The sequence below is a fragment of the Clostridia bacterium genome, from assembly GCA_036562685.1.
GTDB lineage: Bacteria > Bacillota > Clostridia > Christensenellales > DUVY01 > DUVY01.
In genome coordinates, this window is the sequence record DATCJR010000184.1 from 1 (window position 1) to 6566 (window position 6566).

At 36.1% G+C, this 6566-nt stretch carries 4 protein-coding genes; 1 reads left to right on the top strand and 3 read right to left on the bottom strand.

The features are described 5' to 3' along the window. Window positions 1–750 (top strand): AraC family transcriptional regulator (locus tag VIL26_08265; protein ID HEY8390921.1); only part of this gene is annotated, 750 nt, incomplete at its 5' end. Window positions 751–801: 51 nt separating this feature from the next. Here the strand turns inward: VIL26_08265 and VIL26_08270 are convergent. The 3 genes from VIL26_08270 to VIL26_08280 form a co-directional block, all read right to left on the bottom strand. After that, a complete protein-coding gene (locus tag VIL26_08270) occupies window positions 802–3519 on the bottom strand; it encodes a bacterial Ig-like domain-containing protein (protein ID HEY8390922.1) in 2718 nt (905 codons plus the stop codon). A gap of 11 nt (window positions 3520–3530) precedes the next feature. Beyond that, complete coding sequence (locus VIL26_08275) at window positions 3531–4370, bottom strand: glycoside hydrolase family 43 protein (protein HEY8390923.1); 840 nt, start codon at window positions 4368–4370, stop codon at window positions 3531–3533. Continuing rightward, window positions 4363–6566: family 78 glycoside hydrolase catalytic domain (locus tag VIL26_08280; protein HEY8390924.1), on the bottom strand; the 2204-nt coding region annotated here is incomplete at its 5' end. The genes VIL26_08275 and VIL26_08280, both read right to left, overlap by 8 nt.

Genomic DNA, 6566 nt, shown 5'->3' on the forward strand with positions numbered 1-6566 from the left:
TATTATGAAATTTTTTATCTGGTGTCAGGATCCAGTTTTCATCAATGCAATGATATAACAGAAAAAATAACTTTAGGCGATATGTTTTTGCTTCGTCCCAGCGACAAACACAGATTCATAAGACCGCCTAACTGCACACACAGAGATATAATAATGCCATTATCGTTTTTTGAAGAATGCTGCAATAATATTGATTCGGATATTTTATCTATGATAAACAATTCTTCAAAACCGCTGAAAGCCCGAATAACTTCCAACGAAATAGAATTTATAGAAAATATGATAAAACCGCTTACAATAGGCATTAATTTCAATACTAACCACAAGTTTTTGCTTCATATCTCCAAGATCACATGCACTACGTTGCTGTCATTTTTTTTAAAGCCAATGCAAGAAAATCATCAGAGCGAGGCGCCTGTATGGTATACTCAACTATTAGAAAAACTTTCAGATCCAAAAAACTTCAAATACTCTTTAAATGAACTTATATCAGATGTTTCGTATAACCAAATCTATCTTTGCCGTGCATTCAAAAAACTGTCAGGAACGACGATGATGGATTATTTTAATAAAATCAAACTTAATTATGCAAAACTATATCTAAAAACCACAAACAATTCTATAGAAACTATAACTACAGACTTAGGCTTTTCGTCGCCCAGTTATTTTCATAAGATATTCAGATCTTATATGAATTGCACTCCAAATGAATTTAGAAAAATGCAAAGCGATGACAAAAGTGAATTATAAATCAAAAGGGTCTGGGAATTACCAGACCCTTTTGATTTTGTTTTACCTCTGTTATCTTATCTTTTGTGCAATAAATGCTGCAACACAAATCAAAGTAAATAAAGTAATACTGTTAGAAGCTTTGCATCCTTTTGATTTAGGCTTAGATACTATTGATAATTCAAGAGTTGTGTTGATTTCACCGTTATCTTTCAAACTTACAGTCAATGTAATGTCGCCTGCTTTTGATGAATCAAATCCTTCAAGTTCAAACATTTCATCTTGCACGCTGAATGTCTCTGTTTTTCCGCTAGTATATGTTACCAGCACATTAACGTTGGTCAAATCTAATGCTTCGCCTACATAATATTGTGTTTTTGCATTTTGATCATCTATTGCAATAGATACAATGCTGTCTTCCAAAACTGTTATTGTATATGTAAATGTTTTTCCCTGATAGCTTACAGTTACAGTTTTCTCTCCTGATGTAGAAAAATCTACTTCGGAAACCATGGATTTGGTCAAAGAAACTATATTTTCTTTACCGCTCTGATATTTTTCTTTGAGAGTGCCGTTGGACAAATCCAATTCGGTAGAATAACCTGCATAATATTTCTTAGAATTCGAAGGTGCTGTAAATTCTACATCCACAACCTTATCCTTAACCAAAACATTAAATGTCTTTACTACAACATCTTCATAGGTTATAGTTACCGTAACATCACCTAAGGCTTCTTCTCCTGTAGCATTTTTGTCATATCCACTCAACATTGCCAAAGTTAGAGGAATATATTCCAAAACTCCGCGAGAAGTTACTTTTTTGATATATATGCCGCTCAAATCAAGGTCTTCACCCAAGGTAACATTGGCAGGAAGAAAAGCAAATCCGCCTGTTGCGTTGGTTATAGAATAATTAACTGTTCCGATTGTGTCGTAAGTATCTATTGAGTAAACCTTTATAGGATTGACATCGTTGTATGCAAAGTTTAGATATGTAAGATTATTATCATCTTTTATATCGACATTATCCATATAATACTGTCCAGCAAATATGCGTTTGCCGTTGATGAAATAGAACCAGCTTTCGTATAACGGATCATATCTGTATGTCAGATCAAACACTTCGCCTACTTCTACATCAGAGACAAAGGTTTTTTGCTCTATTGTGCCAGGCATTTTGAAAATTCTAAACGCATAATAACCATTATTTACAGTCATATACAACATAATACCGTTATGAGAAGTAGTTGTATAGCCATGGTCGTTTCCGTCCAAAAGTCCTATTCCCATCCAATTATCGGGAGATGTTAATTCTACTGACATTTTTACAGAGATAACGGCATCTGTATCGCTGATTCTAAAGCCTGTATGATATGCGCTGTGTGCCAAAATATCCACACTGTCGGTATCAGCATTGTAAGTCACATAGTTATTTCCTAAGCCGTAATTAGTATATAAAGAAACATCTTGGAAAGTAACATCAGTATAAAGTTCAGGCAATTCAACTTCTATATAAGCATTATCAAAATAGTTTATAGAATAAAGTTTGATAGGAACGCTATCGTTATACGCAAAGTTAAGATATGTAAAGTTCTTCTCATCTTTATAATCTACATTGTCAAAATAATTTTGACCGTTAAAAATGCGAACACCGTTTATATAATAGAACCAGTTTGCTTTTTCTTGGTCATATTGGAAGCTCAGGAAAAACTTTTGTCCAACACCTATATTTGATACATAAGAAGCAAATTCTTGCACTTCAGGCATCTTGAATATTCTAAAGCAGTAATATCCGTTGTTATTGGTTATATACAACATGATACCGCTTTCTGTTGTGCCAGGATAACCATGTTCTTGACCATTTAACAAACCAATTCCCATCCAGTTGTCAGCAGAAGTAACATCAACTGATAATTCTATTGTTACGTTGGCTTGAGTATCTGATACCTTAAAGCCGTTTTTATAAGCGCTGTGCGCCATAATATCTAAGCTAGAAGTATCTTCATTATAATTTATATAAGCTTCTTGTCCGCCATAAAAAGAATAGTTTGATTTGTTAACAAAATCGGTGTCGTTGATGCTTTTTTCTTCTTTTTCAATAGAACTGTCAAAATAATATACAGCATAGATTTTTATAGGGTTGACATCATTATAAGCAAAGTTAAGATAGGTCTTATTGCTTTCGTCAGTATTATCTACACCATCGAGATAATTTTGATCATTATATATTTTGGTATCGTTAATATAATAAAACCATTGTGAAGAATTCTGGTCATATTGATACTTAAGAGTAAATTTTTCTCCAGCAGCAACATTGCTTACATAAGTATTTTGCTCTATTGTGCCAGGCATTTTAAAAATTCTAAATGCATACTTATCCGCGTTTTTGGTGATATACAACATTACGCCATTATGCGTTGTGCTGGTATATCCATGTTCTTTTCCGTCCAGCAAGCCGATTCCCATCCAGTTGTCTGAAGATGAAATATCCACAGACATTTCTACAGCTATTACCGCATCGGTGTCGCTTACGGTAAAGCCGTTAGCATAACCGCTATGAGCCAAAACATCTACGCTCTTGGTCGCTTGATTGTACTTTACATATGCATTTTCTGCACCATAGCAAGTATACTTTGACCTGTCTGTAAAGTTATAATCATAATACAAAGTTTTAACTGTATCTTCTTGCTCTTGGTTTACAGCAAAAATAAAGCTGTTAAAATTGAAAAAAGTCAAAGACATAATAAAAGCAAAAGCTATTATCACAAGTCTTTTAATCTTGTTTCTCATTTATCCCTCCATCATTTGTTATATTTTATAAATACCGCTCTTTCAAAAGGCGGAATGTTAGGCTGATGTAATGCTATATAAGTCGTTCCGTCAAAATCTTCAAAAAGCATCGAATGTCCGCCGTCTTGGCCAAAATATGGTGTGTCAACATGATGCCATTTTGAAAGCAGACTGTCGCTATACGCCTGCAAAACCAAATATTTACTTTCCCTGAAGCTGGACCAAATCATATTAAGTCTTTTACCGTCATGATAAAGAAAAGGTCCGTCCGTAACATAGCAATTCTTGCCGTCTTTTTGCATAAACGGTTTTAAATAAGGATTTTCGCTCGCTCTAAACAGCAATTGCGGTTTGCCTACGGTTTCTTTCAAATCGTCAGTCAACCTTTGAGCATATATTTCTCCGTCATATACCGAAACCCATTCTCTGCAAAAGACTACATAAGGAATATCGTTTTCAACATACAATGTTCCGTCCAAACATTCCCAATCAATAGGTGTTACAGGCTTGTCGCTAAGCGGAACAAACTTGCCAGCAGGTGAATTAGACACCAGAATTTGGGTCGCTCTGCATCTGTTTTTTGCTTTAAAACTTCCAAACAGATAATACTTTCCCTTATAATAATGCACTTCGGCTGCCCAAAAATCCCTGTCTGCCCAAAACGCCTCATCTTGAAAAATTACTTTCGGCTCACTAAACCATACCAAGTCAGCTGATTCATACACAGAAAAGCTGTTGCCGGTTGAAAGTTCCTCTTTTAGCGATGTCGTTCCATACATGTAATATTTCTTGTTCTTTTTGTCTGTCAGAATAAAAGGATCTCTTATTCTTATGTCTTTTACATTAATCATCAAATACCACCTCTACCCCTTTAGGCACACTGTACTGTAAGTCAGTGATAACTCCGTCATTAGCTTTCCAACTGACCCTTATTTCACCATGCGGCGTAGGAACTACGCCTCTGCAAAATTTTAGCGTTCCTGCATAAGGCTTTATTTTAACTTTTGAATATCCAGGTTCTAAGGGCGAAACCCCCAAGATGTATTCTGTAAGGAAATAAACAGGTGCACATGACCATGCATGACAATGACTTCTGGTCATTCTGCCGTCTAATGTTATGCCGCTCCACAACTCCCAAAATGTATCTGAGCCTGCGTCTATCATAAAGCCCCAATTGTCCGAAATTGCCTGATACATTTTTTGATACTGTTTGGTGCTGCTATACACTTCAAGTCTAAAAAATTCAAAAAACGGGCTGCCAGAAACAACAAAGCCTGACGGCGGATTGGTTACAATTGTATAGCAACGCTGCAACCTTTCTTGTGTCGTTCCTTTTGAAATGTAAGCAATCGTATGAGTCTGCTGCGAAAAAACACTGCTCAATATTCTTTCGCCGTTTTTTCCGTATCTAAGACAATCAGCAAAAGCCTGTTTTTCTTCTGACCACAAGTACTTATTAATCGCTGCTTTTAACTGGTCTTTTAGTTCTTCCAGTTCACTTATTGTCTTTTCTTCTTCGTTAATCAACCGCAAGAATTTTATAGTATAATCAATAGCAAATATCACAAAGAAGTTTTGATGCGTAACTACTGCATTTTTGGGAGTATCCATTACCGCCCAGTCAAACAGATTCCAAGCACTTATTTCGTATAAACCGTCTTTATTAATAAAGGTTTTGATACCCTCAATGTCCTTTAATAAAAGTGCCCTTAGTTCTTGCGCCTTGGAATAATCGCCGGTGTACAGCATATATTCATAAACCGAACGATGCCACAAAGCCGACCAAGCGGTTATAATATTGTCCCATCCAGTAGGTGTATGAGATTGCACTAAGGGACTTACATTCAAAGAATCCCCGGCAAGTCTTAGACAATGATACCAAAGCCTGCTGTCCCCATTAATCAACCAATCGACTATTGCTTCGTTTCTGGCATCACCTACCCAAAAGACCTGCTCATAAGTAGGACAATCGACATATGTATCTTGCGAACAACATCTCAAAGTGTTTTTGCAGCACTCATATATCCTGTTAAGTTTCCAATCTGAACATATAAAATCGCCTTTATTGGACTGAGGATATACTGTTTCTATGTTGCATACGTTTTTCAGTTTTACAGGTGCGTTTTGGTTTCTGATAGTTATATAAACATATCTAAAACCTTTTGAAACCATTGCTTCAAACTTTTGATAACCTTCTTTGCATATATACCTAAAAGAGTTGTTCATCGTTTCGGCATAGTTTCTTCTAAGATCAGGCTGGATAAATTCAAAATTATGAAAGTCCAATATAGTTCCTTCTTGTGCCACGCATTCAAAAGTCTGGTATCCCAAAGTCTCTCCGCCGTAATCTATCAACAACCTGATGTCGCAGTCCTTGTGCGGATAAATGGTCAAAAAGCTGTTGGAACCAAATAATGCTTCTTCGTCTTTTAATTGACAGCGCAAATCTTTATTAACAACCTTATCGATAAGACTTTGATGAAAAATGTTATTTTTTTGCACCAAATGACTTACATCAGTTACATACGAAGAAAACTTACTTTTGATTGCATCCAGATCGCACGCTGTTGCACTTTGTGCTATTTGGTTAAGGGTATTTTCATCAACATCCATGCCCTCTACAATAACCGTTTCGCCCCACTCGCTTTCTGGATAATTGGTCCTGTCTTTGCTGTAAGGCAGCGGTCCTACCAAATAGACAGCGCCAAACTTCAGATTGACACCGTTGATATCAAGAACATTTTGGTTTCCGTAAGACACACATCTTCTACCAAAACATATAATGTTCCTGCCTTTTTTTATTTTCACCTTGCTGCCTATACCTACATCGAAGTTTTCGCCGTTAATATACAAAAAACCTAACCCCTCACAAAAATTCAGCGAAAACTCCCCTTGCTTGTCGCTTACGGCTTCGCACATCAGATAAAAATGACTTACAAAGTGCTTTGAACTGTCATTCGCGGACAATAAATACTCTCGTATGTCTATGGACAAAACAGAACCCTCGTTAACTACACCTTCTACAGCAAATATTTTTTTGGGGTAAA

What these genes read in the sequence shown, in the direction of transcription:
- VIL26_08275 (HEY8390923.1), bottom strand. Translation starts at nt 4,370, where the DNA reads ATGATTAATGTAAAAGACATAAGAATAAGAGATCCTTTTATTCTGACA.
- VIL26_08270 (HEY8390922.1), bottom strand. Translation starts at nt 3,519, where the DNA reads ATGAGAAACAAGATTAAAAGACTTGTGATAATAGCTTTTGCTTTTATT.